The organism is Rhizobium skierniewicense (assembly GCF_014196515.1).
Taxonomy (GTDB): Bacteria; Pseudomonadota; Alphaproteobacteria; order Rhizobiales; family Rhizobiaceae; genus Agrobacterium; species Agrobacterium skierniewicense.
On sequence record NZ_JACIDV010000002.1, the window covers coordinates 31,206 to 55,653 of the forward strand.

Sequence of the window (24,448 nt, forward strand, 5' to 3'; positions counted from 1 at the left end):
GTCAGGCACTTTGCCTGGCCTTTTTTTGTGCCGCTTGGCGGCGCAAGCTTCGGGTACTGTGCCTTTATGGCGTTAACAGGGTCCAGGCTGCTCGATCCACCCCGCATCGGACTTCCAGCAAATCGATCCCGATTTCAGGCCGGTGCGACAGGAAGGAAATTTCATGTCTGAAACACACAGCAAATCTCGCAAACAGGCCGAGATCGCATTTGGCGCCACGCAAACGCAGTTTTTTGCCCGTGGCCATGCGGTTGAAGAGATCAACTCGATTACGCAGGCGCGTGACGAAAAGACGATCAGACTGCGCGAAGCGCGTCTTGCCAAGGAATTGCAAGACAGCCTGAACCCTGTACCTGCCCCAACGAAACGTGGTAAGAAGACCTGATCGCAGGATCAATATGACCACTCAACTGGAATAGAGATTTGAGAAACACTAGAAACATCAAGAACAACGAAGTTTCCGAACAGCGCGGCGCCGCTGCCGAAGCAAAGGCTGCTCTTTTGAAGGCCTATCGCGAAGCCAAGGAAGCTGCGGCACCCATGCTTGAAGCCAAGCAGGCCGAACAGATCGCCGTTGCCGAGGCCCGCAGAGCGCGACAGGCCGCGCGTGAGCAGCAAAAACGCGAAGAAAAAATCCGCCTTGAAGCAGAGGCTGCTCAAAAGCAGGCCGAACTCGAAGCCGCGGCAAGCGCCGAAGAAGACGCCCGCAAGCTGGCCGATAAGAACCGCATCGCCCGCGTCATCGAAGACGAAGCCGCTCGTAAGGCAGAGCGTGACCGCCGCTATGCCAACCGCAAAGCCCGCCAGGGCTGAACCATTCGCCAAGATCAAGCAGCCATTCACCCGAAGGGCTGCGATCTGGCAGGGCGCCCTGTCAGACTGCTGGCAGCGTGGGGCAATAACCCGGACACGGTATTCTCACCGCTCAGGCAGAGCCCTGTCTGGGACGCTTTTCGCGCGCACCATAATTCTTCTCCTGAATATTTTTGCCCAACGTCAAGCCCAACGCTCTATACGAGTTCCTGGGATGATGGTGGATAATTGATATGAGCGTCTGGCGCCGTAAGGCCATCGAGGCTGCACCTGATGCGCGATGAGATCGAGCGCGCCTGGTCGCCTATGGCTGCATGGATAGAGCTGCGCGCCTTTTTCGAAGCCTGCGTGAAAAACGACAGGATAGATAAAGCCCGTCGCATCATGGATTACGCCCGCTATTGTCTTGCAGCGCCACATGCAGATATCAACACCGCTGCGGCGGTTGGCTTCATTGAACATCTGGCCGACCATGAACAGGTGCGTCTCCGCTTGCCCGAGTTCATGACGGCTCGTGAAGTCGAAGAGTGGCGCACCATTTTGACCTACCACACCGAAGCCGTGATTGTAGACGCGTTGAGCGAATCTTGCCGAGGTCAAAGACGTCAGAGCCATTCGCCCATTAAAAAAGCGGGCCAATGACCCGCTCATTTATGATCACAGATTTTTCCCGAACCTTCAGGCTCTGCGGCGTTCGCTCACAGGCTGGTAAGCCATCTTTGCGTGGAATTTGCAGTAAGGCGAGGATTCAGACGCGTCGCAGCCGCAGAAGTGGAAATCATCTTTCAGCGGATCACCCACCGGCCATTTGCAGGTGCGTTCCGTGAGTTCCGTCAGGGTCAGACGAAGCGATGTCGGCAGAACCGCTGTGTTGACCGGTACATAGTCGACAACCCGGCCTGTATCGGTGTCCTGATCGCTTAACGTTGCCGTGCGCACCGTTGGACGCGGTGTCGCAGCGCGTGCCTGAAAGGTATTTGCGGCGCGTGGTGCAGCAGACGGTGTCGCGACTGCCGGGCGCTTAGTGGCCGGGCGTGACGTAGCGACAGTGCCGCCCGCTTTTGCGCGGCCGGGAAGGTTCAGGCGGTGGACTTTGCCGATGACGGCGTTGCGGCTGACACCGCCAAGTTGTGCCGCGATCTGGCTCGCGCTCAGGCCCTCGGCCCACAACCTTTTGAGTCTCTCAACGCGTTCATCAGTCCAGTTCATGCCGCTTCTCCGCTCGTCGCGCAGGCCGAATCATTCTCTAATGCCGTGGAGTGAACCACGCGCAGAGTGTCCGCCAGATTGTAGGTGACTAGTTCCGCCGCTTGCAGTCTAGTAATTGAAGATTAACCTAATCGTCGGGTGACTCTCTGACAAGAGTCGTGGGAATCATCTGGAATCGATTTTCCGGTTTTCCCCAACTTGCTGCATTTGTGAGTCAGAAAAGCAACACCTCGTATGGTGTCCCAAATCTTCTACCATGGCTTGAGACAGCCGGAAAATACGGACATTTGTTGACATCGCCAGGTGAAGTGACAATAGTGATTGCGTAAGAGGAAGACGACCCGAAGCCGCCGCGAGGCGGCATTTTTGATTTTCAGGCACGGGATGACCGGTAAGCCCTTATGACAGCGCCTTTCGCGCAAGGAGTGACACTGCCATGGCCGACACTGTGCTCGAAACTGGGCCATTGTTCGATACGTTTTCCAGAGCTCCCCTGCGCTTTGAACGAGGAGAGGGCGTTTGGCTCGTTACGGAAAAGGGCGAGCGATACCTGGATTTTGGTGCGGGCGTGGCGGTCACATCGGTTGGTCACAGCCATCCGCACATGGTGGACGCGTTAAAGTCGCAGGCAGAAAAGGTCTGGCACCTGTCCAATCTCTACGAGGTTGAGGGGCAGGAAGTGCTCGCCAAGCGGCTGACGGATGCAACTTTTGCGGACAAGGTTTTCTTCACCAATTCGGGTGCGGAATCCCTGGAATGCGCTATCAAAACCGCGCGCCGTTATCATTACACGCATGGTCATCCGGAAAAATTCCGTATCATTACCTTTGAAGGCGCTTTCCATGGGCGCACGCTGGCAACGATTGCTGCCGGTGGACAGGAGAAATACATCGAGGGTTTCGGTCCCAAGGTCGAGGGCTTCGATCAGGTACCGTTCAACGATCTCGACGCGCTGAAAGCGGCGATCCTTCCGGAAACGGCAGCGCTGCTGATCGAGCCGATTCAAGGTGAGGGCGGTGTGCGCCCCGTGTCGCCGGAGTTTCTGCGGGCACTACGGGCGCTGTGTGACGAGCATGGCCTGCTGCTGATTTTTGATGAAGTACAGACCGGCGTCGGCCGCACGGGCAAGTTCTTTGCGCATGAGTGGTCGGGCGTGACGCCGGATATCATGGCGGTGGCCAAGGGTATCGGCGGCGGTTTTCCGTTCGGCGCATGCCTTGCCACGGCAGAGGCCGCATCCGGCATGACGGCTGGCGTGCATGGTACGACGTATGGCGGCAACCCGTTGGCCATGGCCTGCGGCAACGCGGTGCTGGATATCGTTCTGGCCGACGACTTTCTTCCGCATGTGCGAGACGTTGCACTGGTATTCCGTCAAGGGCTCGCATCGCTCAAGGATCGCTATCCTGATGTGATCGAGGAGATCAGAGGCGAGGGTCTTCTGATCGGCGTCAAGGCGAAGGTGCCGTCATCGGATCTGCTGCATGCGATCCGTGCGGAACGGCTTCTGGGCGTTCCGGCTGGTGACAATGTCATCCGGCTGCTGCCGCCGCTTGTCGTGACGGCGGAAGAGGCGCGCGAGGGGCTGGCCCGGCTTGAAAGAGCGGCGGAAAGCCTCACCACGAAAATGGCAAAAAGCGCTTGAACGCGCATTGTTCAGGCAAGCGCCAAGCGCGGCCTGCACCAACGGGACTATATTGAAATGGCATCAGCAAAGCATTTTCTAGACCTTTCGGCCGTTGGTTCGGAAGACCTGCGGGTTATTATGGATGACGCCCGTGCGCGAAAGATTGCCACCAAGAACGGTACGGCGGAAAAGCCGCTGGCTGGCAAGATGTTGGCAATGATCTTCGAAAAGCCCTCCACGCGGACGCGTGTCTCCTTCGATGTCGGCATGCGCCAACTGGGCGGCGAGACTCTGTTCTTGTCCGGCACGGAAATGCAGCTTGGTCGCGCTGAAACCATTGGCGATACGGCCAAGGTTCTGTCGCGCTATGTCGACGCGATCATGATCCGCACCACCGACCATTCGCGCCTGCTTGAGCTTGCCGAACATGCGACCGTGCCTGTCATCAACGGCCTCACCGACGATACGCACCCTTGCCAGATCATGGCAGATATCCTTACCTTCGAGGAGCATCGCGGCCCGATCAAAGGTAAGACCATTGCCTGGACGGGTGATGGCAACAACGTGCTGCATTCGCTGGTGGAAGGGTCTGCACGCTTCGGTTACCGCATGAACATGGCCGTGCCGATGGGGTCTGAGCCCCATGACCGCTTTCTGAACTGGGCGCGCAACAATGGTGGCGACGTCAAGCTCTATCACGAAGCGCAGCGCGCCGTGGAAGGTGCCGATTGCGTCGTGACCGACACGTGGGTTTCCATGAACCAGGAACACAAGGCGCGGGGCCATAACATCTTTCAGCCTTACCAGGTCAATGCCGCCCTTATGAGCAAGGCCAACAAGGACGCGTTGTTCATGCATTGCCTGCCGGCGCATCGCGGTGAAGAGGTGACGGATGACGTCATCGACGGCCCTCAGTCTGTCGTCTTCGATGAGGCCGAAAACCGTCTGCATGCGCAAAAGGCCATCATCGCCTGGTGCATGGGCGTTATCTGATTTGCGTCAGCCAATCACCTGCAGGTGATGCTGAACCGGGTAACTTGAATTTCAGGCCGGGGTTCCTACTTCTAGCGCAATTCAATGCTGCCGTTTTTGACAACGGCAGCTTTTCATCAATCGTTCGCCGCTCGGTGGCTTCGTGCAGGTTCGCGTCTCGCAGGAGGCCCGGTCCGAACGGATACGCTGTTCTCGGATAAACCGCTCCTTTGCGAAAGTTAAGGTGGCACGGTGGTTCCGTTTTCATCGTCCCCGGTCTATCTGTGCGATACGAACATCATGCCCGTTGGTCGATGCTGTCGCGGTTTCGATCATTTTGCGCGCAAGCTCGGGCAACGGACGTCAAGGAGTTAGGACATGGCAGACGCAACGGTACAGCTGGACGATCTTAAATTGGCTGGCGACGACAAGGTCGTTCCCTTTCAGGTAGAGGGACTGGACGTGCGCGGTCGCGCCGTTCAGGTCGGACCACTCCTCAATGCTATTCTGGCGCGGCATGACTACCCGCCGGTCGTAGCTCGTCTTTTGGCGGAGGCGGTGGTTTTGACGTCGCTTATTGGCACCTCCCTTAAGTTTTCCGGCAAACTGACCCTTCAAACGAAGAGCGATGGTCCTGTGGATTTGCTGGTCGCTGATTTTTCTGCACCTGAAAGCATGCGTGCCTATGCCCGTTTTGATGAGGAGCGTCTGGCTGAGGCGACCGCTGCTGGCCAAACATCGCCGGAACAGTTGCTGGGCGAGGGTATTCTTGCCTTCACCATCGACCAGGGTGTAGGCATGCAACCATATCAGGGCATCGTACCCCTGGACGGGTCCTCACTGGAAGACATTGCTGGCGTCTATTTTCGTCAGTCAGAACAGTTGCCGACCCGCGTACGCCTTGGCGTTGCCGAGTTGTTTGACCGGGACAGCGATGGCAATCCGCGTCGCAGTTGGCGCGCAGGCGGTATTATTGCGCAGTTTCTGCCACAGGCGCCTGAGCGTGTTCGCCAACGCGACCTTCACGGCGGCGATGGCGACGAGGGTGCTGCCGAATATGCGGAGGACGATGCCTGGACCGAAGCCGTCGCTCTGATCGACACAGTAGACATGGATGAGCTGACCGATCCGCAGGTGCCTGCGGAAAAACTGTTGTTTCGCCTTTTCCATGAGCAGGGCGTGCGGGTCTATGATCCGCAACTGATCGTCGATCGCTGCAACTGCTCGCGCGACAAGATCAAAGGGGTCCTGTCAGGATTTTCCGCAACGGAAATCCAGGAAAGCCAGGAGAATGGTGTCATCTCCGTCACCTGCGAGTTCTGCTCCACCACCTACCATTATCCGGTTGAGGAAATGGAAGCGGCAAGATGAGTTGGAAAGGCGGGATGATCTCCCGCCTTTTTTAATTGAGGATTCTTGTCAGGCCGGGACTATCCAGAGAAAATGCGGGGATAGCGACGTTGAAGACCTCGCCGGTATCCGCCTTCATTTCATAATGGCCGAACATCATGCCGGATGGCGTATCCAGCGGACAGCCGGAGGAGTACTCATAGGTGTCACCGGGTTTCAGCTGCGGCTGTTCACCGATCACACCGGGGCCCGATACTTCGTCCACCTGTCCGGTTTCATCCGTAATATTCCAGTAGCGACTGACGAGAGTGACAGCCACATTCGACAGATTGGAAATCACCACTGTGTAGCCCCAGACGTAACGGCTGTCATCCGGGTCGGACTGCTCTTCAAGGTAATAGGGGTCGACGGTGACCTCGATGTCTCTTGTCACTGCTCGATACATAATGCGGCCCTAAGTCATTGCTTGTTAAATATTCTACACCAAAGGCGTGGATCATCGTCAAGAAACTGCAGGTTACCGCTGGATTTTGAAGAACAGGACGCACGCTTTTCCGATAGATATCACCTTTAGGGTAATATCCGGTTACCACACCCACTTTTTTGGCGTCTCCGGGCGCTGTTTCGCGGTGGAGGAACGGGTAGACATGGCCCGGCACATGTCCGGGCCGTGGCCCTAGCATCAGGCAGATACCGTGGCGATCGCGGCTGCAAAATCCTCCACCAGATCGTCAGTATCTTCTATCCCACAGGAAAGACGCAGCGTGCCGCCGGAAATTCCGAGTTCAGCACGGGCCTCGTCGGTCAGGTTCTTGTGCGTTGTTGTGGCAGGATGGGTAATCAGGCTTTTCGCATCACCCAGATTGTTGGAAATCTTGACGATCTCAAGCGCATTCTGCAGCTTGAAGGCCGCTTCCTTGCCACCTTTCAATTCAAAGCACACCAGCGTCGAGCCACCGGTCATCTGCTTGGCGATGATATCGGCTTGAGGATGGTCGGCGCGGCCTGGGTAGATAACCCTGCCGATTTTGTTCTGGTCGGCAAGAAAATCGGCAATCTTTCCGGCATTCGCCGTCTGCTGGCGCACGCGCAACGGCAGCGTTTCAATGCCCTTCAGCAGCGTCCATGCGTTGAAAGGAGACATGGCCGGGCCTGTGTGGCGGAAGTAGTCCTGAAGCTCTTCCTCGATCCACTTTTTGTCGGAGAGAACGACGCCACCGAGACAACGTCCCTGACCATCAATGTGCTTGGTTGCGGAGTAGACGACAATATGGGCGCCCAGTTCAAGCGGCTTCTGGAAAAGCGGTGTTGCAAACACGTTGTCAACGACCAGCTTTGCGCCGATCTGGTTGGCCAGCTTTGCAACGCCTGCGATATCGACCACTTCCAGTGTTGGATTGGTGGGGCTTTCCAGGAAGAAGAGCTTGGTGTTCTGCTGAATTGCCTTTTCCCAGTTGGCCAGATCACGTCCATCGACCAGCGTGCATTCGATGCCATATTTTGGTGCTAGCGTCTCGACAACCCAGCGGCAGGAGCCGAACAAGGCGCGGGCGGCAACGATGTGATCGCCTGCCTTCAGCTGGCAGAGAATGGCGGCGCTGACGGCAGCCATGCCCGAGGCCGTGGCGCGCGCGTCTTCGGCGCCCTCCAGCAGGCACATGCGCTTTTCGAACATGTCATTGGTGGGGCTGGCATAACGGGCGTAGATGAAGCCTTCCGTCTCGCCCTTGAAGCGGGCTTCGGCCGCCTCGGAGCTGTCGTAGACGAAACCTTGCGTGAGGTAGATCGCCTCAGATGTTTCGCCGTAGCCGGAACGCAGTGTGCCGCCATGTACCAGCTGTGTTGCCGGGCGCCATTTCTTGCTCATGTCATCACCTTACAAACAAAAAAACCGGCCGCAAAAGCAGACCGGTTACAAGCGCACCCGGTCTTTTTAGCCACTTGTTTAACGTGGCTGCAAGCCGACCGGCCAAATCACCACGGGATAAGCTTGGCTTAACCCCGTTAACGACTTGCGTCAATGCCTTGCTTTTGGTTTTGTCGCCGTGAAACGGGATGACCAAAACATGACGAGAACGACGGGCATATTGGCGGATGGTGCAATCCGGGAACTGTTCGCCTCCGGCCAACTGACGAGCGAACGGGCTCTGGATTCGGATCAGATCCAGCCCGCGAGCCTTGATCTGCGGCTCGGCGCCAAGGCCTATCGTGTGCGTGCAAGCTTCATGCCCGGCCCATCCACAAAAGTGATCGAGAAGCTGAGAAGGCTCAGCCTGCATGAGATCGACCTTGGCGAAGGTGCCGTGCTGGAGACCGGTTGCGTCTACATCGTACCTTTGATGGAGGCTGTTGCTCTTCCAGCCGATATGTCTGCCTCTGCTAACCCCAAAAGCTCGACTGGCCGTCTGGATATCTTTACCCGCGTCATAACTGACTATGCGCAGGAATTCGACAAGATACCCACGGGTTACAAGGGTCCACTCTATCTCGAGATCAGTCCGCGCACCTTCCCCATCGTCGTGCGTCAGGGCTCGCGCCTGTCGCAAATTCGCTTTCGGATCGGTCATGCGGTTTTGAACGAGGCCGAATTGCTGAGCCTGCATGAGAGCGAAACGCTGGTTGCCAGTGAAACCCCCAACGTGTCAGGCGGCGGCATAGCCCTGTCCATCGACCTTCAGGGCTTTGGCGAGCAAGGTCTTATCGGTTATCGCGGCAAGCATCACACAGCCGTTGTCGATGTCGATGAGAAGGCCGCGCACGATGTGCTCGATTTCTGGGAGCCAATCTACGCCCGCGGCCGCGCCGAACTTATTCTCGATCCGGATGAATTCTACATCCTCGTCTCCCAAGAAGCCGTCCACGTACCGCCGCTTTATGCAGCGGAGATGACACCTTTCGATCCGCTGGTCGGTGAATTTCGCGTTCACTATGCCGGCTTCTTCGACCCGGGCTTCGGCCATGCCAGCGCCGGTGGCACCGGCAGCCGGGCCGTTCTGGAAGTCAGAAGCCACGAAGTTCCCTTTATCCTCGAGCACGGCCAAATCGTCGGCCGTCTGGTCTATGAACACATGCTGACCAAGCCGGAAGGCCTTTATGGGGCAGGTCTCGGGTCCAATTATCAGGCTCAAGGCCTCAAGCTTTCAAAACATTTCCGCGCCGGGTAATCATAACGGTGTCTTGACAGTTCTCCGGAACTGTCGGACCCTTACGTTCACGCGGGTGTAGCTCAATGGTAGAGCAGCAGCTTCCCAAGCTGAATACGAGGGTTCGATTCCCTTCACCCGCTCAGCCTTCAAATTCTAGCTTTTCGTGTGCTTCCCACTATATCGAAGAGTAAAGTTTTACAGGTAGTTTTACAGGGTAGTGTTCCCTGTGTGATCTATTATGCTTAATTAGTGTGGACTTTGGCGACTAAGAAATTTGGATAGTGGCACTGCGTTAACTGTAGCAATTTTGTGGCAGTGATTTACATTTGTAGCGTGCTTATTAATTAATTATCAAAATTGTTAGAGCAAGCTATAGACCTGAGGGCAAATGTACGCATAATGGCGGCAACACACAGGAATAGGGGTTGACACGATTTAATTTTCGTATATCGGCGCGCTGACATACAAAAAACAAATCTGTAACCTACATACGGAACAGATGACGACTTGATTGGTTCTCGTCGTATAGAAGGAGCGAGTTATGGAAACTAATTTGCAATGCAACCAGCTCGCTGCGCGATTCGAAAAGATGGCCGCAGGCGGGCTTCTAGATGTTAAGTTCTTTGTTCGTAACCAAGATGAGGCTTCTGCTGAGTCGGTTTGTGAAGAAGTGAACCGTCTTTATGAAGCCGTCGACCGCGGTGAAGAAGTTGAACTTGACTTCCGTGATTCACTTCACGCATAAGATGTGACAGTTTCATAACGGTCAGCATCAAGCCCCGGAAGAAATTCCGGGGCTTTTCTTTTGTGGGCAAATCAAAATGATCATTAGCGGCGACAAAGCGCATGAAGCGTTTAAGAAAATCCATCACGTGCGTGAAGAGTATGCGACCTACGTTAATGGAGCTAATCTCAACTGCATCTCAGTTGAAGACTTGTATTCAGTCGTATCGACTATGTATGAGATCAAAATCACTAAAAAGGGCGTTACTTTCGAAGGTAACTTCTTACGTGGCCTCATGGAGCGCTATGCCAAAGAAGTCATCATCCGTGTGCGGATGAATCAAACTGACGATTGGCTGCGGTTTACCGCTGTTAAGGAATTGTGCCACGTCATAATTGACGAGCGTGAAGATTGGTCTGTCGATGGAGTTCGAACCATTGAAGATCTCCTGATTGAATATTTTGCCAACATCGGAGACGTTGCCAAGGGTGTATCACAGTCAGAGATGCTGGCTGAAATTGCTGCTCTCGAGCTGCTCTACCCCTATGAGTGTCGCGAACATGACATTGCTCGACTTGCCAAAAAAGAGACATCACTCATCAAAATAGCAAGTTATCATCGTGTGCCGACGGCAATGATTTCGAGAGCGCTGGACAGTTACTATCATGTAAGTGTCGCCGGTCCGATATGGAAGCAGATCGTAGAATAGTAGATATTAAGTTTAGCTATCAGATAGGCGACTTCAGCGTCGCCTATTTTTTTGCGCTTCGTTCAGTTGCTTGATCATCTCCTTCGTGGCCGAATTGCGACCTACATAGCGTCGAATAATCCGCTCAACCGCTTCCTCTTCCCAAGCCATGATTTCAGCAATGACGCGAACGGATAGACCAGCATTGTAGAACTTGGTTGCGGCTGTCCCGCGCAGGTCATGAAAGTGCAGATCGCGTTCAAGCATGCTGTTTCGTTCTTTAGCGCGCCAGAACATCGTGTTGAGGCCGTCCTGCTTCCACGGCTTTTTCTTGGTGCTAGTTAGGATGACAGGCGACCGCTTTGGAATTCGCGCAAGTACCTCGTTCAAGGCGTCGTAGCGGGGAATGATCGCTTCGCGCTTTTGTTTGCTCTTGCCGGTCGAGATGATGATGGCGTCCTCGCCAACATGGGACCATGAGAGTTTAAGCAGGTCGCCTACGCGCAGGCCCGTGTGCGCAGCTAGGTCGATAACCCACATAACCTCTTGCGAACAACCAACCTTGACCTGGGCGATATCGCTGTCTGTCCAAATGATCTCGGATCGGTCGCTGGTGTAAAGGTGCTTGATGCCCTCGGCGGGGTTCGAATTGAGTTTGCCCATCGGGTCTACACCATGGGACAGAATGCGAGAGAGAACCTGCATTCCGGTGTCAGCTGCGCGCGGTGTGTCGCTGTACTGCCCGCGCCACTGGCGAATGCGCGGCCTGATTTTCTCGGCCCTATTAAACTGAGAGATACTTAAATCCCCAAAGTGCGCTGAAATCCGATCTATCCAAGGCGTCCAGACGCGCTTGGTGGAGTCGGCAATCTTTTTGAATTCTGTCGCTTTGTAGTGGGTGATGATTGAGCGGAATTTACCGTTCTCTGGTTCGGCACGGCTGGCGACGGCCTCATTATAAGACGCCATGAAAGCTGGTGAGCCGGGTTCGCCTGTGAGCCTTGGGCCACCGCGCCAAGCATAGTAATATGTACTGCCCTTGGCCTTTACGGTGTGAATGCCTTTAAGCTCAACTGTAACCATTCTTTTTATCAAACTCCGCCAGCTCGCGATCTAATTCAGAGTCGTCACTCTGTGTCGGTGGCGTAAAGTGCCATCGAAAGGTGCCGTCTGGCAATGTGTCCAATGCAGTCGGCGTCATGCCACCTTTTTTCAAAGCTTCCAGAGTGGCGTTCACGTCGCGCACCCGGAGTGTCGGGCGGCGACTCTTTCTGGTTTGTGGGTCTGTGGTTGTCATAGCTCCACCTCTTCGCAGCGCATGCGCCTTGCTTCCTCGCGCCGCATCGCATTGCGCTTGCGCGTCACCATTTCCAGATGATCGGGGTTGGGGTTGACGCAAAGGCGATTGCGGCATTTGTGATCAAGTTCTTTTTTGCCGGGAATGTACCCGTGCTCGTTGGTCCACATGGCGATGTGCACGGCGACGGTTTGCCCGCCCAGCGACATTCGCGGATAACCAGCTCCGCGCCCTTCCTTGCCGGAATTGGGGCCGGTCCATGTCCAACAACCTGTTTCCGGGTTGATCTCAACGCGGCTCATGATCTTATCAAAGATGGATTGGCGGCGGCTCATGCGCCCCCCGTGGTGGCGAGGAACTGTTCAATCGACTCGGCTGCGCTTTCCGCCAGCAAGCGGGCGAAATGGATTTTTCCGTCATCGCTGGCTGGCAACGTCTCGGGCATCCATTGACGGATTGAGGCTGCGGCTAGCCGCATTTCTTCCCTGAGTTCGTCTAGCGTGAGGGCGGTCGGTACAGATGCTTTGTTTTCGCTGTTTGTTTGCGATTCCGGCATCACTTCACCTCCTCAAAGCGACCATCCTCATGCGCGTCGGAAGGCGCGACATTGTCTGGCTTCCAAGCGAAGGGCGCTGGGATCGGCTCATCGTCTTTCAGTGGTGAGCCATCCGGGTGCACGTAGCTTTCGCGATCCGGGCCGCAGCAGTCTGCGTGGAGGTGGCCGCTATCGTCACTGCTGCACCAATACACAAGGTCACCGACCTCAAGCGGCACGTCGCAGGCAACGCAGCATTCCGGCTCTTCTCCCACTTCAATTTCTGGGATGGCCGTGGGCGCTGCGGTAAAGGGATCGACAAGCGAATAGAGCGGAATGGAGAATAGCTCATCATCGTCGGTGCCGGGGTCGTTATCGACGGTCCAGTATTCTTCTGAAAGGCCGTGAACACCATTCAAGTGCGCGAAGGGTCCGAATACCGGCACTTCCTGCACCCGTGCGGAGTGGGCGGTCATGGCAACTGGCAAGGCTGAACCCGTTGGTTTAGCTGCCTGCTTTGCTCTGATCTTCTCGACCTTCGTCCAAATGCGAGAAAGCTCCACTTCGCCTGCATGGTGCATATCTAGCTCGTGCGCTAAGCAATAAGCCGCAAGCGTAATCATGACGCCTCCAACCTCTTGCGCTGGTTCGCCGCGCTCTCTGGAGAATGTGTATTCTTCAAGCGCTCTGATGCGCTCGCGCGGGTATTCACCGGATTGTAATAGCTCGAACACTTCTTCCAGGAGCCGGTCGGCGCGCTCAAGCTTGTCCGCTGATATTTCGGGGCCGAAGCAAGCCATCATCCAAGGTTGAACGCGGTCCTGTAAGCTGTCGACCGGGGGCGTAGCTGCTTCCAGCTTCTTGATCCGGTCCATCATGATGTTGAGTTCGCCGGACTGGCGGATGGCCTTGTCGGAGGTCAGGCCACCATTGCCGCCTTTGCCTGCGGTTCCGTTGACATCGAACTGGATCGTTTGAATGAGGGTTTCGACGGCTTTGAGAAATGCCGGATCATGGTGATAGGTGTTGGTCATAGGCGGCGCTCCGTCAGTCCGCGATACGTGGAAAGGAAAACATCTGCCGCCATGTGCGGGTTCTCCCATGGGAAAATCTCGTGTTCGAACGGCTCTGCGGATTCCACCCATTCTTCGCCATTCCACGGCATCAGGTCGCGGCGCTCGGTGATGAGCATGCGTGTGTCCAGATGCTTGATATAGGCCGGGTCGGGCATCGTGACGCCAAAGCGGGCAAGGCCTGCGGCTTCGCAGCGCTTCTCCACACGCTTGTAATCGGGGCAGATGGCTTTGAGCGGAGAGTTGAGGTCGCCGCAAGTTGCCTCGCTCACATCATGCATGAGCGCTGCCAGTTTGTGCGGCTGGTCGGCATAGTGAGCCATGATAACGCAGTGCTGGGCGATGGAATAATAGACGCGCCTGCCGGTTTTGCGACTGACGCACTGGCCGGTAAAGCGGGATTGAAAGGCGAGGCTGTAGGCCACGTCCTCAATCGTCAGCTCGGATGCCTCCGGGTTCTCGAAATTGAAATAGGTGCCGGAACCGAGAAGGATGGTGGGGCCGACGATGCGGCGGATGGGTGCGGATTGGGTGGTCATGATTTAACCCTCATAGGCATGAGGATATAATCCTCATCTGCATCGTTGGCTGGTGTGAAGTGACCCGCTGATTCCGGGTCATCCCCGAACATCAGGAATGACGAGCTGGAAATGCTTTCCAGCGTGTCTTTGACAAGCGCGCCGTTGAAGCCTCGATAGAAGTCTTCACCGTCATACTGGATATCGAGCGCTTCAACGGCAGTCTGCCCGTTTGTGGTGGCGTATTCGATCTGCATCTGACCACGGGACATCAGGAACTTCGTTGCCTGCGACTTGGTGTCGCCAGCTATCGCCATGACGCGGTTGATGGCCCGCAAGACGGCATCACGGTCTGCATGAACCTTGATATCGTGGCGTTCCGGTATGATGCGTTCGTAATTCGGAAAGACGCCATCTATCAACTTGGAAACAATGATAGTGTCACCGGATTCGAAGACGATCTTGTTCTCGCTGATGAACACCTGGCATTCGTTCTTTGCCTCTCCCATCAGCTTCGAGAAGCTCTTCACCGTGTCGATGGCAATGATGGGCGGCTCGAAATCCACCATCTCTGTCGGATTGATACGCGCGACCGCGATCTTGATGCCGTTGCAACCCACGACAGCCAGCTTTCCGTCCGGCAAGGCGTGAATGTAGGTGCCGGAAAGATGCGGGCGGTCCTTCGTGGTGGTGTTGACCGCGTAGAGCGTTTTCTTGAACGCCGCGTTCAGCACCGTTCCAACAATTGAAAATGCCAGGGGCGGGCGCTGCTTTCCCATGGACGGAAAATCCAGCGCAGGCAGGACGTGCAGATTGTAGCGCGAACGACCGCTTGAAATCGTCACCTGTCCCTGCGCTTTACCCTCGTGAATGGCAATCTCGGCAGTTTCCGGCATGTTCTTCGCGATGTCGAAAAGCTCCTTGAATCCAATCGTCAGCGCATCGCCGTTCCCGGCTTCCAGCAGATCGCAGCGGGTCTCAACCTCAAGATCAAGATTGGTGCCGCGCACAATCAACCGTTCGCCGTCCGGCTGCAAAAGAACATTTTGCAGAATCGGGATTTCATCCTTGCGCGGGATCGCGCCGCTCACAGCACCAAGCGCTGCAAGCAATTCCGTGCGATGGACGCGGAAATACAGTTCAGCCATGTTGTTACGCCTTACCGTAAGACAGCAGGTCCACGATCCTGCGTTCGTGGGACGGGGGGGGCAAGCTGGAATGCGCGGGCAAGAACGTCCATCGCATCGCTGTTCCGGTTTTCCGCGATCAGCCGATAGGCTTCGTTGATCTCACTGGTTGGCGTAGGCCGCACTCGGCTTTCCAGCCCTCGCCGGGCATACTCCGCGAGTATGACCTCTGACGAAATGGACCTGGGATCGACCAACGTACCTTCAATTTCGATTATTCTGGAAAATGCCTTGGTCATGCGTATTTCTCCATTTGCGCGAGGATGGACACATGCGGCAGGGTGATGCGGCGTTGCGGGCCGCGAAGCTGCATGACGGGATAGGTGCGGGCCGGTTGTGGCTTGCTGTCCATTGGCGATGTGACGCCAAGCTTTTTCAGGCGGCGGTGAACGTGATCAGCTGTCACGCCATAGCGTTCGGCGATCTGCTTTTTGCCGTAGCCATCATTGACTAGCTTTTGCAGGGTTTCACCGTCTGGCAGTTTCCCGCCATGGCAATGTGCTGTGCGGCCAGCCATTACAGGCCACCCATGGCGACAAGCGCGGACAGCAGTGCAGCAGAGCAGACACCGATAATGGTTTGCAGCATGCGGATTTGATGGATGCTCGGTGGTGTTTCAATCATGGGGGAAATGCGGAACATGGTTCGTTCTCCGTTCAACCGTTCGGGAAACCGCCTCACGTGAGGCGGAAACCGGAGCGGATGAAGGTCAGGCCGCGATGCGGTCAGCCTTGCGATAAGCGACCGTGCGGGCCTCTTCGCTGTAGGTTTTGATTTCTGCGCGGGTAAAGCGGTTGGCTAGCTGCTCTTCTGTGCAGCCTTCACCAAGGTCCAACATGGTATCTGCCATGCTGCTGATGATCTTCAATTCGTCCTGCGTGCGTTCCTGCATGTCTGTCTCCGTCGCCTTTGAGGGAGCCGGGCGGGTGTGGACCTTCTGCTGGAGGATGCCGCCCGGCTGATCCCATGCCGCTTTCTGGCTTGGGATGGAGCGAACATAAGGCGGAAATAATTCCGCGTCAATATCGAATAGCGGAAATCTTTCCGCCTTTAATGTATGAAAAAACCCCGTTGGTTAGACGGGGTTGACTCAGATATTCAACATTCAATTCTAGCTGAAGAAGATTACTATGTCGTGCCAGCGCGTAAGTAGTGTCAATACACCGACCGCTAAGGAAATTATTGCGGCCATTTTTGCAGTAGTTGGGAGGCTATCGACTCGGCCTTTTAATTCCCCGAAAGCTACGGCGGATGGAGCCGACCGCAACATGCCTTTAATTTCGGCAGTGTCTTGCAGTAGCCTTTTCATGTCATCTTCGAGGGCTCTTACGCGTGGTTCCATGCCGTCAAATGTGCCACCGCCACCGCCCGACTTCAAGGTTTTTATCTCTGTCAGTTCCTTTAGCTTAGCTTCTTGGCTGTCGTGCAGTCTGGTAAAAAGGTTCACGACATTGTTTTCACTCATGGTCAGCGACTTCGACGTTCGCTTTTTTAAGCAATTCCTGTGTCTGTATGCTTATGTAGTTGCTTGAGTTTTGGAATGTCTCGCCAAATTTTCTGAGCTTTTCATCCAAGGACACGTTTGATACCATTGCGCTCAATGCGCCCATTGCATCGAGTATTGCTTCTTGTTGTAGTGCCATTGCGGTGTAAACCTTAAGTAAGTCACCCTCCGAGGCTGGTTCTCTAAGTTTAGGAGTTAGGCTCTCAACGTTGACTAGAATTTTTTCGTAGTCATATTCTTGCCTCATCATCACATCCTCGAAAAGCGACCGACGACGCGGCCTAAAATTCTGAATTCGTCATGCTGTAATTCGTCATAGCGGTCGGGGGATGCCTCAGAGATTATCCGAAATCTCGCTGGGTTTGATCCGGACATTTTGCTTAGTGTTTTGACTTTCAGTACGTCATCACCGTCGCTGAACACATAGATTGCATCACCAACATAGGCTGCTTGAGAAATATCGACCATAACCCGGTCGCCAGCGTATAGGCGGGGCTCCATAGAGTGCCCGACAACCGGAACGATAATTATCTGCGAAGGTTGGGCACCCAGCCCGTGCCGAACGAAATCCGCAGGTATCAGCCATTCGCTGCTTACTGGGTGACCAGAAGCAATACCGTTGGTCTCGATACGAGCTAAACGATCCTCAATGATGTGACCCTGACCAGCGCCAGCGGCGGCAGGGACTTCGGGTGACGCCCCGGCTACTCGGCCTTTATATTGCAACCGACCATCAATAACGCCCATGGAGGGCAAACCGTCATCCCAATCTGCGTCTTGCCCGCGTGATTCGGGCGCATCTGGATCGAAGCTAGAGATCAGTTTTCTCTCACCGTCATTGATCCCCTTGAGTAAATATTGCTCTGAAACCCCCAAAACATCAGCCAAACCCGAAAGCGATTTGACCGAAGGTTTCTGTTCAGGGTTAGCAAGTAACTTTCGAACAGTATCCTTATCTAGGCCCGCCGCTTTTGAAATTGCTTGGGGTTTCAACGGGCTAGCCTCGACAAGCCGTGTGAATCGTTCGTGAAAAGTTTCGCTCATATGCGGAATATTATCCGCATTTTGAAAGTTGGGAATGCGGAAACAATTCCGTTGACGAGGCGGAAATCTTTCCGTATTTTCCGCCCTCATGATCATATCGAAGCTCTGCTCGCAACTCATATCTGTTTCCGATGCCTACGGACTATCGCGCCGGATTGGGCGACAACGTGTTTCGACGATTGTTCTGAATAGGGGATCAACGCTTGATCGCATTGCTGAGGGCGTCAGTGACATCAACACAGCGACCTTTGAAAAGGCGATGAGCTGGTTTTCAGACAATTGGCCGGAGGATGCTGCTTGGCCGGATAAAATACCTCGCCCAAAGCAATCCAATTTTCAGGAGGCCGCCGAATGACTGGCCTCTTCTCTCCTTCGCGCGGGGACTCCTTCCAGCCCGCTGCGACCCGCGCCGGATCGGTAGCGATGCCATATTCCGGCGCGGGTAACTCTCGTTTTGCATGTGGGCCTCCTGTTTCGCGTTGATGGTCCTTTCTACGGCTGACTGATCTGCCGTTCACCGAATCCTTTTCCGATTTTCTTTCCTTGACGAACTTTCAGGGGTGTTTCCGTGCGCACTATTTCCGATGAAGAACGACGCGAGCTGAAAAGCGCGACAGAAACCGCCTACAAGTTGGGTGGTGGCGTGACCGACTTCCCGCATCTCACGCGCGTCAATGTTTCGACGCTCTCGAAGTACGCCAGCTTCAACGACGAAAATCAGGAAAACTTCATTCCGATTGATGTCGCAATCGAAGCGGATCGCCGCGCGAAAAGCCCCGTTATCATAAGTGCTATGGCCCGGAAGCTTGGCTACCGGCTGATCGTCGATGACGAAATCCAACAAGAGCGCCGCGCCATCTGCCAGTCCGATTCTATCGACCTGATGACCGAAGTCATGGATGTAATCCGCGTGGTGAAAGAAGCGGAAGAGACCGGAACGCTCGGAACGGCGGCTGTGGCTAAGCGCATCACCAAAGAGGCGCACGAGGCGATCCGCGAACTGAAAGAGTTGATCGTCAATGCCAAGCAAGGCGGTGCGAGATGACCGCTGCGATGTTCCAGCCCGAAACCCGTGATGCGCGCATGTCGCGGTTCGACGCGTTGCCGCCCGCCGTTCGTCAATCCATCAACGCTGCGTCATTCGAGTTTCACCCTGGCATGGCGGAACGCCTCTTGCGGCGCGGCGCAACCGAACAGGGATGCGCGGCCCGGATCGCGATTACTGATTTGGGCTTGATGGCCCGGAAGGGTGGTGCGTGATGGCCGCTCAAACCCACCCTATGCTTGGTGCGAATGGATTGAGCATTGTTGCAGCAGCTGTCCGCGACGGCGAGTTTCATTGCAAAAGCCACAATGACCGTGTTTCGGCTGCGTCTGCAATGGCGCACCGTTATCTGACGCGGGATGCAAAGGACAGCAATCTGTTCCGCCCCGGCGACAATGCTGCTGATTTGCTGGACCGGGCGCGGACGCTCGGCAAACTGCCTGATGCAGATGCTGCCAGCCTGCCGGAACGCAAGGTGGCGACGGTTCGCGATCCGCAAACCGTCGATGCCGGAAACCGACTGCGCAATCTGGATGAAGGCACCGTTCTCGCGCTGATGGAATCCTTCAAGGCCTACAGCCAGCAACAGCCTATTGTAGTCTACGGCAGGGAGGCTGATGCCGTGGTTCGCCTCGGTGCTGGTGGGCACAGACTAGAAGCCAGCCGCCGTCTCGGCATCAAGGTTCTTTGCTTCCATGCCGATGGCGACGAACTGGATCGCCAGCTTTGCGAGATTGACGAAAACCTCATCCGTGCGGACCTAACGCCATCCGACAAGGCGCTGTTTTTGGCGCGGCGCAAGGAAATCTATCTGATCAAGCACCCTGAAACGGCAAAGGGAGCGGCGCAGGCGAACGCCTCGAACGCAGCACAAGGACGTGGCGGACAAATTGTCCGTGACGCCAAAACCTTTACGGCGGCGACGGCGCAAGCAACCGGACAGGACGAGCGCACCATTCGTCGCGATGTCGAGCGCGGAGAAAAGATTTCCGTCGCCGCAATCCAGATGCTGCGCGGAACTGTCCACGATAAGGGTGTGACCCTAGACAAGCTCAAACGATTGGAAACGCCGGAAGCACAAATGGTGTTTGCGCGCGAACTTATCGCGTCGGACCGTGCGAAAAAAGCCGAAACGAAGGAAATGCGCACGGCGGAACAGGCCAGCAACCGCGAATCGCGGATGCGCATGGTCAACCTGATTGCAGATCATGGACGCAAGTCCGGTTATGCCATGCCGCGCGCCGCCTATCCCATCGGTTATGCGGACCCGCCCTGGCAACAAGAGGCCTGGAGCGATGAAACAGGGCAGGACAAGGGGCTGAAATATCCGTCCATGACGGTTGAGGCCATCAAGGCGTTGTGCGCTGGCGACAAATCGCCGTTCACACGTGACGCGGTGCTTCTGCTTTGGGTGACTGCCAACCGCCTGCCAGATGGCATCGCCGTTCTGGAAGCATGGGGCTTCGAATTTGTCACGTCGCTGGTTTGGGACAAGGTGAACATCGGCATGGGCCGGTGGACGCGCGACCGCCACGAAATCCTGCTGATCGGCAAGCGCGGCACGATTTCGCTCGCACCCTTGCCGGGTACGCAGCCGCAAAGTGTTCACGCCGAACCGAAGACGGAGCATAGCCGCAAGCCGGTTTGGTATGCCGAACAGATAGACCGGCTGTGGCCGGGAATGCGCAAGCTCGAACTTTTCCAACGCAAGGGCAGCCTCGCCGAAGGCGATATTCGCCTGAACGGCATGTGGGATTTTTGGGGTAATCAAGCCGGATCGCCGGAAAGCGAGGTGGCGTAATGTACGTCTCTCGAGCTACCGAGATTGATGCATTGATTGCCCGCAATTGTCCTGTCGCTATCGGCGTTTCAGGCGGCAAGGACAGCCAAGCGGCGGCTCTGGCGACTTTCCATCATCTCGACGCCATCGGCCATACTGGCCCTCGCATTCTTATCCATGCCGATCTTGGATTGGTCGAATGGAACGAAAGCCATCCGATTTGCGAAGAACTTGCAGACCATCTGCGGTGTGACCTCATCGTTGTGCGGCGCAAGGCCGGTGGATTGATGGAGCGCTGGGAAAGCCGTTGGGTATCCAGCAGAGTTCGGTACGAGCTTCTATCAACAGTCACCCTCGTGCCATGCTGGTCAACCCCGGACATGCGGTTCTGTACTTCGGAACTCAAAACCCACGTCATCATTGCTGATCTAAAAAAGCGTTATCCTGATCAGGAAATCATCAACGTAACCGGTATTCGCCGCGCCGAAAGCCGCAATCGCTCGCGCATGGCGGTATGCGACGGTGATGCAAGAGGCCGGGTTTGGAACTGGCGTCCTATTCTCGATTGGAGCGAAGAGGAAGTCTTCGCAGCCATAGATGCCAGTGGGTTACGGCCCCATCCTGCCTATCGTGAGTTTGGCATGGGGCGCGTGTCGTGCCGCTTCTGTATCATGTCGAATGTCTCGGATTTGGCGGCGGCTTCCGCTCAACCTCAAAGCCACGATCTGTATCGCCGCATGGTGGCACTTGAGGCGGACAGTGGTTTCGCATTTCAGGGTGCGCGCTGGCTTGGCGATGTCGCGCCGCAGCTGCTTGAGGGTGATCTTTCAAAACGGCTGGCGTCTGCCAAGCGACTCGCGGCGGTCCGGCGCGAACTTGAGGCCCATATCACGCCCGAAATGAAATACGTCAAAGGCTGGCCGTTACGCATGCTGACGAATGACGAGGCGGAACGCCTTTCGTTCATCCGACGCAACGTGTCTGGCCTCTATGGCTTTGAAAGCTCGGTTCTATACCCGGACGAAATTCACGCTCGCTATGCCGATCTGCTGGATGAGAAGGCAAGGAAGGTGGCGGTATGACGGCGGGGGCGCAAGGCGCGCGGGACCGAGAAAAAGCACGGGTTTCCAGATTGATCGATATCGCCAACCGCAGCCACGGCGACCGGTGGGCAATTGATATCGACGGTGGCGAGACGAACATCATCGCTCAACGGTCGTCTGGTGAACAAGACGTGATCTGCACGATCTACAGGACCGCATCGCCGGACGAAATCGAGCTGATCAGCGGCGCATTGGAAAACGTGTTCATGTTCCTCGATATTCGTCGCCGCGCCATCATCGCCTTGAAGCAAGGACAGCCAGCGCAGGACGGGCAACAGGCCACACGCATGCGCGACGGCGACTTTGCCGCCAACGCGGCGATCCTGTGCGCAGAACCGCTGTTTCAGCGGTTTCTTGAGCGCCGTAACCGGGGCGGGTCCGCCATCCACAATCAGGAACAGGCCGACGCCGTTTTAAAACGGCTGCTCGGCATCACCAGCAAAACACAACTCAACCGACAAGAGCGGGCGCAGACGGCGTTTATCGACCTGCGGGCCGACTTTCAGACATGGAAAAGGGGGCGGGCATGACGGGGATGCTGCCGATTATCGAACTATTGGAATACTGCGAAACGGACGCAAAGCGGGCGCAATGGCTGTTGCAGGTGCCGAGTTTTGTATTCTACCGCAGTCAGACGGATATCCGCCGCGTCCTTCGCGCTTCGGGTTTTCTCAAGGGTGTCGAGCTTCTTGAAATGGAGTTTACCTTGCTTGTCGCCACGCGCGGCGCGGACGGACACCCGCCTGCGGAAGTCGTTACCAACGTCAACGCCATGCGCGGTTTCATGCGGACGCTGGTTCGCAAAGGCGGTCTGGCATGAGCGAACCGACAATCCGGCGTGGTGTGCGCAACGCGCGCTATACCACCCTTCCCAACCATGTGTTTGAGGACACGCGCCTGTCGATGGATGCGCGCTGGCTGCTGGGCTATCTGCTTTCGAAGCCGGACAACTGGACTGTCGTGGTCGGCGACATCATCAAGAAGGGCGGTTGCGGGCGCGACAAGGCCCGCAAGATGATCGCGGAACTGGTTGATATCGGTTACGCGGAACGCGAACAGACGCGCGAAGATGGCCGTTTCAGCGCCACTGCCCTGGTGATTTTCGATGAGCCTCGCAGCGTGGAAACAAGGTCTGAAACCGACAGTGTTGCATCTTTACCGCAGACTGAAATGCCGTCGCCGGTAAAGCCGTCGCCGGATTCACCGTCGCCGGTAAAATCGGCACCTAGTAATAACTCACCCTTAGAAAATACTGATTATCAGCAAGAGGGAGATGCGCACGAAGCTGATTTGAAAAGCGATGAAGACCCGAAGGCCGTGGCACGGGCGTTCAAGCGTTGGTACGGCGATTGGCCGACCCGCAAGGTGGACAGCGCCTATGCTGCCGAAAAGGCTTGGTTCATGCTGACGCCAGAACAGCGGGCCGAATGCATCGCCAAATCTCCGACCTACATCGAACGTGCCAACGCAGCGAAGGGCGTGAAGGTGCCGTATGCCGGACCGTACCTGACCGGCAAGGATTGGGAAAAGTTGGAAGACCCGAAATCCGATATGGCTGTGGCGCAGGTGCATAACGCCTACACCCGGCCATGGCATGCCGGACGCTGTGCCGAACTGCTGCGGCCTATTGCGCAGACCATGCCACAGCTTACGCCGTTTCAGCGCCGGATTGTCGAGCAAGGCGGCGCTGCGGCGGAAGCGGAGCTTGCAGACCGTCGCCGCAAATACGGCTGGCCGAAGGTCAATACGATGGATGAGCGGGCAGGGGATCGCAAAGGCGTCACTGTCAGCCCGCAGCTTCTCCGGGTTTCCGAAGGTTTTGATGGCGTTCACATCGGTAGCGATCTGTACGCGGCTTGGAAGCGGTTCTTCGGAAAGGCCGGATTGCCTCTGCCAGCGGTGCCAACCGGCCTTGAATGGCTGTTCTTCCCACAAGTGCCAGCGGACGTGACGGATTTGGATTTGGCGGTTTCCGAAGCTTGGGACGCCTTCGGACAGCAGATTAACGAGGGGCGCGAAAATGATGCAGCATAAGTTCGAGGATATCTCCCAGCATGTGTCTTTGCGCGGTCTGTTGAAGCTGGATCGTATCGCTGCGGAGGCTGCACAGGTGGCGAGGGAACGCGAATCGGCGGGCAAGAAGTTGGCTGATGCAGTGAGCGATTCGGGCTGGGTGATTGCTCAAGTGGCGTTTGGCCATGAGCAGACTGTGGAAAAAGATATGCTTGATGCGGGTATTGGAGCATGGGTTCCTATGCGAATGGGACCTGAGAGGAAGCGTCACCGCAAGCGCATCCCACCCTCTCCGACGACCGTTTTCAACGGTCTTGTGTTTATATATTGCTGCCCGACAGGCGAGGCTTTGCGAGGTATTCGCAGCTTTATCCACGTTAAAAACGTCATCATGAACGGTGAAGCTGCTGCCCGTATCTCAACTGAAACGGTCAACAACTTCCGTGACTTGGCTGCGCGTGGCGAATATGATTGGGAGCGCCCCGCACCGACATTCATTAAGGATCAAAAGGTTCGGATTACGACCGGTCCATTCGTTGGGTTCGAGGTCGTTATCGAGGGCTTCGCGAGCAAGGGCCACGGCGATGCCATCGTCAGCATCAACATCTTTGGCAGACCTACACCCTTCAACATGCCACTTGCCATGCTGGAAAAAGTGTGAGTAAAAATGCGCATGGTCGATCTGGTTCTTAGTGGCGGTTACGCTCGCGCCCAGACCCAACCCTGACAGTCTCCCGAAGCGAGACACCGATTCAGGGTCAGTGCTACAGCTATGATCGACGGAATGATGAGGCGGCCTAACGGTCGCCTTTCTGCTTTC

Annotated in this window: 34 protein-coding genes, 1 tRNA gene and 1 riboswitch; of the genes, 18 read left to right on the top strand and 17 right to left on the bottom strand. The window is 56.0% G+C overall.

Going from position 1 to position 24,448, the window contains the following annotated elements; all coding sequences use genetic code 11:
* The first annotated feature begins 163 nt into the window (after positions 1-163).
* The 3 genes from GGQ73_RS02820 (at position 164) to GGQ73_RS02830 (ending at position 1,455) form a co-directional block, all read left to right on the top strand.
* A complete protein-coding gene (locus GGQ73_RS02820) occupies positions 164-385 on the top strand; it encodes a hypothetical protein (protein ID WP_183893824.1) in 222 nt (73 codons plus the stop codon).
* A 38-nt stretch (positions 386-423) separates the two neighbouring features.
* Complete coding sequence (locus tag GGQ73_RS02825) at positions 424-813, top strand: DUF6481 family protein (RefSeq protein ID WP_174152018.1); 390 nt, start codon at positions 424-426, stop codon at positions 811-813.
* Positions 814-1,086: 273 nt separating this feature from the next.
* Positions 1,087-1,455, top strand: coding sequence for a DUF7674 family protein (locus GGQ73_RS02830; RefSeq protein WP_183893826.1), 369 nt, complete (start codon positions 1,087-1,089; stop codon positions 1,453-1,455).
* 36 nt (positions 1,456-1,491) lie between these two features.
* On the opposite strand, the gene GGQ73_RS02835 is transcribed toward GGQ73_RS02830, so the two are convergent.
* The gene (locus tag GGQ73_RS02835; protein WP_183893827.1) at positions 1,492-2,022 is read right to left on the bottom strand and encodes a GcrA family cell cycle regulator; all 531 of its coding nucleotides are present in this window, start codon (positions 2,020-2,022) and stop codon (positions 1,492-1,494) included.
* Between the two features lie 436 nt (positions 2,023-2,458).
* Between GGQ73_RS02835 and GGQ73_RS02840 the strand changes: the two genes are divergently transcribed.
* The 3 genes from GGQ73_RS02840 (at position 2,459) to GGQ73_RS02850 (ending at position 5,992) form a co-directional block, all read left to right on the top strand.
* Complete coding sequence (locus GGQ73_RS02840; RefSeq protein ID WP_174152021.1) at positions 2,459-3,667, top strand: aspartate aminotransferase family protein; 1,209 nt, start codon at positions 2,459-2,461, stop codon at positions 3,665-3,667.
* A gap of 57 nt (positions 3,668-3,724) precedes the next feature.
* Positions 3,725-4,642 (top strand): ornithine carbamoyltransferase, encoded by a 918-nt coding sequence (gene argF / locus GGQ73_RS02845; RefSeq protein ID WP_174152022.1) that lies wholly within the window; start codon positions 3,725-3,727, stop codon positions 4,640-4,642.
* Between the two features lie 357 nt (positions 4,643-4,999).
* On the top strand, positions 5,000-5,992 hold the full coding sequence (locus GGQ73_RS02850) for an Hsp33 family molecular chaperone (RefSeq protein WP_183893830.1): 993 nt from the start codon (positions 5,000-5,002) through the stop codon (positions 5,990-5,992).
* Positions 5,993-6,023: 31 nt separating this feature from the next.
* Here GGQ73_RS02850 and apaG read toward each other — a convergent pair whose 3' ends face one another.
* Complete coding sequence (gene apaG, locus GGQ73_RS02855; protein WP_183893832.1) at positions 6,024-6,416, bottom strand: Co2+/Mg2+ efflux protein ApaG; 393 nt, start codon at positions 6,414-6,416, stop codon at positions 6,024-6,026.
* Between the two features lie 237 nt (positions 6,417-6,653).
* Entirely contained in the window at positions 6,654-7,838 is a 1,185-nt protein-coding gene (locus GGQ73_RS02860; RefSeq protein ID WP_183893834.1) for an O-succinylhomoserine sulfhydrylase, read from the bottom strand.
* A 45-nt stretch (positions 7,839-7,883) separates the two neighbouring features.
* Positions 7,884-7,962: riboswitch (SAM riboswitch) on the bottom strand.
* A gap of 75 nt (positions 7,963-8,037) precedes the next feature.
* Between GGQ73_RS02860 and GGQ73_RS02865 the strand changes: the two genes are divergently transcribed.
* From GGQ73_RS02865 to GGQ73_RS02880, 4 genes are all read left to right on the top strand, one after another.
* Positions 8,038-9,135 carry a 2'-deoxycytidine 5'-triphosphate deaminase gene (locus tag GGQ73_RS02865; RefSeq protein WP_183893836.1) on the top strand — a complete coding sequence of 366 codons (1,098 nt, stop codon included), beginning with the start codon at positions 8,038-8,040 and terminating at the stop codon, positions 9,133-9,135.
* A gap of 51 nt (positions 9,136-9,186) precedes the next feature.
* Positions 9,187-9,257: transfer RNA gene (locus GGQ73_RS02870), tRNA-Gly, on the top strand.
* Between the two features lie 401 nt (positions 9,258-9,658).
* A complete protein-coding gene (locus GGQ73_RS02875) occupies positions 9,659-9,862 on the top strand; it encodes a hypothetical protein (protein ID WP_183893838.1) in 204 nt (67 codons plus the stop codon).
* A 76-nt stretch (positions 9,863-9,938) separates the two neighbouring features.
* On the top strand, positions 9,939-10,550 hold the full coding sequence (locus GGQ73_RS02880) for an ImmA/IrrE family metallo-endopeptidase (protein WP_183893840.1): 612 nt from the start codon (positions 9,939-9,941) through the stop codon (positions 10,548-10,550).
* Between the two features lie 33 nt (positions 10,551-10,583).
* On the opposite strand, the gene GGQ73_RS02885 is transcribed toward GGQ73_RS02880, so the two are convergent.
* The 14 genes from GGQ73_RS02885 to GGQ73_RS02945 all read right to left on the bottom strand — a co-directional run bounded on the left by GGQ73_RS02885 (position 10,584) and on the right by GGQ73_RS02945 (position 17,807).
* Positions 10,584-11,612 carry a tyrosine-type recombinase/integrase gene (locus GGQ73_RS02885; RefSeq protein ID WP_183893842.1) on the bottom strand — a complete coding sequence of 343 codons (1,029 nt, stop codon included), beginning with the start codon at positions 11,610-11,612 and terminating at the stop codon, positions 10,584-10,586.
* Entirely contained in the window at positions 11,599-11,826 is a 228-nt protein-coding gene (locus GGQ73_RS02890) for a hypothetical protein (protein ID WP_183893844.1), read from the bottom strand. Before GGQ73_RS02890 ends, GGQ73_RS02885 begins: the two co-directional genes overlap by 14 nt.
* The gene (locus tag GGQ73_RS02895) at positions 11,823-12,161 is read right to left on the bottom strand and encodes an HNH endonuclease signature motif containing protein (RefSeq protein ID WP_183893846.1); all 339 of its coding nucleotides are present in this window, start codon (positions 12,159-12,161) and stop codon (positions 11,823-11,825) included. The genes GGQ73_RS02890 and GGQ73_RS02895 overlap by 4 nt, the downstream gene beginning before the upstream one ends.
* Complete coding sequence (locus tag GGQ73_RS02900; RefSeq protein ID WP_183893848.1) at positions 12,158-12,382, bottom strand: hypothetical protein; 225 nt, start codon at positions 12,380-12,382, stop codon at positions 12,158-12,160. Before GGQ73_RS02900 ends, GGQ73_RS02895 begins: the two co-directional genes overlap by 4 nt.
* Positions 12,382-13,395, bottom strand: coding sequence for a hypothetical protein (locus tag GGQ73_RS22875; RefSeq protein WP_234910867.1), 1,014 nt, complete (start codon positions 13,393-13,395; stop codon positions 12,382-12,384). The genes GGQ73_RS02900 and GGQ73_RS22875 overlap by 1 nt, the downstream gene beginning before the upstream one ends.
* Positions 13,392-13,973, bottom strand: coding sequence for an HD domain-containing protein (locus GGQ73_RS02910; protein ID WP_183893850.1), 582 nt, complete (start codon positions 13,971-13,973; stop codon positions 13,392-13,394). Before GGQ73_RS02910 ends, GGQ73_RS22875 begins: the two co-directional genes overlap by 4 nt.
* The gene (gene dnaN / locus GGQ73_RS02915) at positions 13,970-15,100 is read right to left on the bottom strand and encodes a DNA polymerase III subunit beta (protein ID WP_183893852.1); all 1,131 of its coding nucleotides are present in this window, start codon (positions 15,098-15,100) and stop codon (positions 13,970-13,972) included. Before dnaN ends, GGQ73_RS02910 begins: the two co-directional genes overlap by 4 nt.
* 11 nt (positions 15,101-15,111) lie before the next feature.
* Positions 15,112-15,378, bottom strand: a complete 267-nt coding sequence (locus GGQ73_RS02920; protein WP_183893854.1) for a hypothetical protein — start codon at positions 15,376-15,378, stop codon at positions 15,112-15,114.
* The gene (locus GGQ73_RS02925; protein ID WP_183893856.1) at positions 15,375-15,656 is read right to left on the bottom strand and encodes a helix-turn-helix domain-containing protein; all 282 of its coding nucleotides are present in this window, start codon (positions 15,654-15,656) and stop codon (positions 15,375-15,377) included. Before GGQ73_RS02925 ends, GGQ73_RS02920 begins: the two co-directional genes overlap by 4 nt.
* Positions 15,656-15,781, bottom strand: coding sequence for a hypothetical protein (locus GGQ73_RS23140; RefSeq protein WP_268842292.1), 126 nt, complete (start codon positions 15,779-15,781; stop codon positions 15,656-15,658). The genes GGQ73_RS02925 and GGQ73_RS23140 overlap by 1 nt, the downstream gene beginning before the upstream one ends.
* Positions 15,782-15,848: 67 nt before the next feature.
* Complete coding sequence (locus tag GGQ73_RS02930) at positions 15,849-16,031, bottom strand: hypothetical protein (RefSeq protein ID WP_183893858.1); 183 nt, start codon at positions 16,029-16,031, stop codon at positions 15,849-15,851.
* 219 nt (positions 16,032-16,250) lie between these two features.
* Complete coding sequence (locus GGQ73_RS02935) at positions 16,251-16,604, bottom strand: hypothetical protein (RefSeq protein WP_183893860.1); 354 nt, start codon at positions 16,602-16,604, stop codon at positions 16,251-16,253.
* Positions 16,597-16,890, bottom strand: coding sequence for a hypothetical protein (locus GGQ73_RS02940; RefSeq protein ID WP_183893862.1), 294 nt, complete (start codon positions 16,888-16,890; stop codon positions 16,597-16,599). Before GGQ73_RS02940 ends, GGQ73_RS02935 begins: the two co-directional genes overlap by 8 nt.
* 2 nt (positions 16,891-16,892) lie before the next feature.
* On the bottom strand, positions 16,893-17,807 hold the full coding sequence (locus GGQ73_RS02945) for a S24 family peptidase (protein ID WP_183893864.1): 915 nt from the start codon (positions 17,805-17,807) through the stop codon (positions 16,893-16,895).
* A 448-nt stretch (positions 17,808-18,255) separates the two neighbouring features.
* Between GGQ73_RS02945 and GGQ73_RS02950 the strand changes: the two genes are divergently transcribed.
* The 8 genes from GGQ73_RS02950 to nusG are packed head-to-tail and all read left to right on the top strand — an operon-like array spanning position 18,256 to position 24,289.
* Positions 18,256-18,732, top strand: coding sequence for a phage regulatory CII family protein (locus GGQ73_RS02950; RefSeq protein ID WP_183893866.1), 477 nt, complete (start codon positions 18,256-18,258; stop codon positions 18,730-18,732).
* Positions 18,729-18,947, top strand: coding sequence for a DUF6525 family protein (locus tag GGQ73_RS02955; RefSeq protein WP_183893868.1), 219 nt, complete (start codon positions 18,729-18,731; stop codon positions 18,945-18,947). The genes GGQ73_RS02950 and GGQ73_RS02955 overlap by 4 nt, the downstream gene beginning before the upstream one ends.
* The gene (locus GGQ73_RS02960; protein ID WP_183893870.1) at positions 18,947-20,533 is read left to right on the top strand and encodes an MT-A70 family methyltransferase; all 1,587 of its coding nucleotides are present in this window, start codon (positions 18,947-18,949) and stop codon (positions 20,531-20,533) included. Before GGQ73_RS02955 ends, GGQ73_RS02960 begins: the two co-directional genes overlap by 1 nt.
* Complete coding sequence (locus GGQ73_RS02965) at positions 20,533-21,594, top strand: phosphoadenosine phosphosulfate reductase domain-containing protein (RefSeq protein ID WP_183893872.1); 1,062 nt, start codon at positions 20,533-20,535, stop codon at positions 21,592-21,594. Before GGQ73_RS02960 ends, GGQ73_RS02965 begins: the two co-directional genes overlap by 1 nt.
* A complete protein-coding gene (locus tag GGQ73_RS02970) occupies positions 21,591-22,145 on the top strand; it encodes a hypothetical protein (protein ID WP_183893874.1) in 555 nt (184 codons plus the stop codon). The genes GGQ73_RS02965 and GGQ73_RS02970 overlap by 4 nt, the downstream gene beginning before the upstream one ends.
* A complete protein-coding gene (locus GGQ73_RS02975; protein ID WP_183893876.1) occupies positions 22,142-22,435 on the top strand; it encodes a hypothetical protein in 294 nt (97 codons plus the stop codon). Before GGQ73_RS02970 ends, GGQ73_RS02975 begins: the two co-directional genes overlap by 4 nt.
* Positions 22,432-23,649: a helix-turn-helix domain-containing protein gene (locus GGQ73_RS02980; protein ID WP_183893879.1), complete on the top strand. Its 1,218-nt coding sequence runs from the start codon at positions 22,432-22,434 to the stop codon at positions 23,647-23,649. The genes GGQ73_RS02975 and GGQ73_RS02980 overlap by 4 nt, the downstream gene beginning before the upstream one ends.
* The gene (gene nusG, locus GGQ73_RS02985) at positions 23,636-24,289 is read left to right on the top strand and encodes a transcription termination/antitermination protein NusG (protein ID WP_183893881.1); all 654 of its coding nucleotides are present in this window, start codon (positions 23,636-23,638) and stop codon (positions 24,287-24,289) included. The genes GGQ73_RS02980 and nusG overlap by 14 nt, the downstream gene beginning before the upstream one ends.
* Positions 24,290-24,448: the final 159 nt, after the last annotated feature.

Coding starts and splice junctions, on each gene's coding strand:
- GGQ73_RS02820 (WP_183893824.1), top strand. CDS start 164: ATGTCTGAAACACACAGCAAATCTCGCAAACAGGCCGAGATCGCATTT.
- GGQ73_RS02830 (WP_183893826.1), top strand. CDS start 1,087: ATGCGCGATGAGATCGAGCGCGCCTGGTCGCCTATGGCTGCATGGATA.
- GGQ73_RS02835 (WP_183893827.1), bottom strand. CDS start 2,022: ATGAACTGGACTGATGAACGCGTTGAGAGACTCAAAAGGTTGTGGGCC.
- GGQ73_RS02840 (WP_174152021.1), top strand. CDS start 2,459: ATGGCCGACACTGTGCTCGAAACTGGGCCATTGTTCGATACGTTTTCC.
- argF (WP_174152022.1), top strand. CDS start 3,725: ATGGCATCAGCAAAGCATTTTCTAGACCTTTCGGCCGTTGGTTCGGAA.
- GGQ73_RS02850 (WP_183893830.1), top strand. CDS start 5,000: ATGGCAGACGCAACGGTACAGCTGGACGATCTTAAATTGGCTGGCGAC.
- apaG (WP_183893832.1), bottom strand. CDS start 6,416: ATGTATCGAGCAGTGACAAGAGACATCGAGGTCACCGTCGACCCCTAT.
- GGQ73_RS02860 (WP_183893834.1), bottom strand. CDS start 7,838: ATGAGCAAGAAATGGCGCCCGGCAACACAGCTGGTACATGGCGGCACA.
- GGQ73_RS02865 (WP_183893836.1), top strand. CDS start 8,038: ATGACGAGAACGACGGGCATATTGGCGGATGGTGCAATCCGGGAACTG.
- GGQ73_RS02875 (WP_183893838.1), top strand. CDS start 9,659: ATGGAAACTAATTTGCAATGCAACCAGCTCGCTGCGCGATTCGAAAAG.
- GGQ73_RS02880 (WP_183893840.1), top strand. CDS start 9,939: ATGATCATTAGCGGCGACAAAGCGCATGAAGCGTTTAAGAAAATCCAT.
- GGQ73_RS02885 (WP_183893842.1), bottom strand. CDS start 11,612: ATGGTTACAGTTGAGCTTAAAGGCATTCACACCGTAAAGGCCAAGGGC.
- GGQ73_RS02890 (WP_183893844.1), bottom strand. CDS start 11,826: ATGACAACCACAGACCCACAAACCAGAAAGAGTCGCCGCCCGACACTC.
- GGQ73_RS02895 (WP_183893846.1), bottom strand. CDS start 12,161: ATGAGCCGCCGCCAATCCATCTTTGATAAGATCATGAGCCGCGTTGAG.
- GGQ73_RS02900 (WP_183893848.1), bottom strand. CDS start 12,382: ATGCCGGAATCGCAAACAAACAGCGAAAACAAAGCATCTGTACCGACC.
- GGQ73_RS22875 (WP_234910867.1), bottom strand. CDS start 13,395: ATGACCAACACCTATCACCATGATCCGGCATTTCTCAAAGCCGTCGAA.
- GGQ73_RS02910 (WP_183893850.1), bottom strand. CDS start 13,973: ATGACCACCCAATCCGCACCCATCCGCCGCATCGTCGGCCCCACCATC.
- dnaN (WP_183893852.1), bottom strand. CDS start 15,100: ATGGCTGAACTGTATTTCCGCGTCCATCGCACGGAATTGCTTGCAGCG.
- GGQ73_RS02920 (WP_183893854.1), bottom strand. CDS start 15,378: ATGACCAAGGCATTTTCCAGAATAATCGAAATTGAAGGTACGTTGGTC.
- GGQ73_RS02925 (WP_183893856.1), bottom strand. CDS start 15,656: ATGGCTGGCCGCACAGCACATTGCCATGGCGGGAAACTGCCAGACGGT.
- GGQ73_RS23140 (WP_268842292.1), bottom strand. CDS start 15,781: ATGTTCCGCATTTCCCCCATGATTGAAACACCACCGAGCATCCATCAA.
- GGQ73_RS02930 (WP_183893858.1), bottom strand. CDS start 16,031: ATGCAGGAACGCACGCAGGACGAATTGAAGATCATCAGCAGCATGGCA.
- GGQ73_RS02935 (WP_183893860.1), bottom strand. CDS start 16,604: ATGAGTGAAAACAATGTCGTGAACCTTTTTACCAGACTGCACGACAGC.
- GGQ73_RS02940 (WP_183893862.1), bottom strand. CDS start 16,890: ATGAGGCAAGAATATGACTACGAAAAAATTCTAGTCAACGTTGAGAGC.
- GGQ73_RS02945 (WP_183893864.1), bottom strand. CDS start 17,807: ATGAGTTGCGAGCAGAGCTTCGATATGATCATGAGGGCGGAAAATACG.
- GGQ73_RS02955 (WP_183893868.1), top strand. CDS start 18,729: ATGACCGCTGCGATGTTCCAGCCCGAAACCCGTGATGCGCGCATGTCG.
- GGQ73_RS02960 (WP_183893870.1), top strand. CDS start 18,947: ATGGCCGCTCAAACCCACCCTATGCTTGGTGCGAATGGATTGAGCATT.
- GGQ73_RS02965 (WP_183893872.1), top strand. CDS start 20,533: ATGTACGTCTCTCGAGCTACCGAGATTGATGCATTGATTGCCCGCAAT.
- GGQ73_RS02970 (WP_183893874.1), top strand. CDS start 21,591: ATGACGGCGGGGGCGCAAGGCGCGCGGGACCGAGAAAAAGCACGGGTT.
- GGQ73_RS02975 (WP_183893876.1), top strand. CDS start 22,142: ATGACGGGGATGCTGCCGATTATCGAACTATTGGAATACTGCGAAACG.
- GGQ73_RS02980 (WP_183893879.1), top strand. CDS start 22,432: ATGAGCGAACCGACAATCCGGCGTGGTGTGCGCAACGCGCGCTATACC.
- nusG (WP_183893881.1), top strand. CDS start 23,636: ATGATGCAGCATAAGTTCGAGGATATCTCCCAGCATGTGTCTTTGCGC.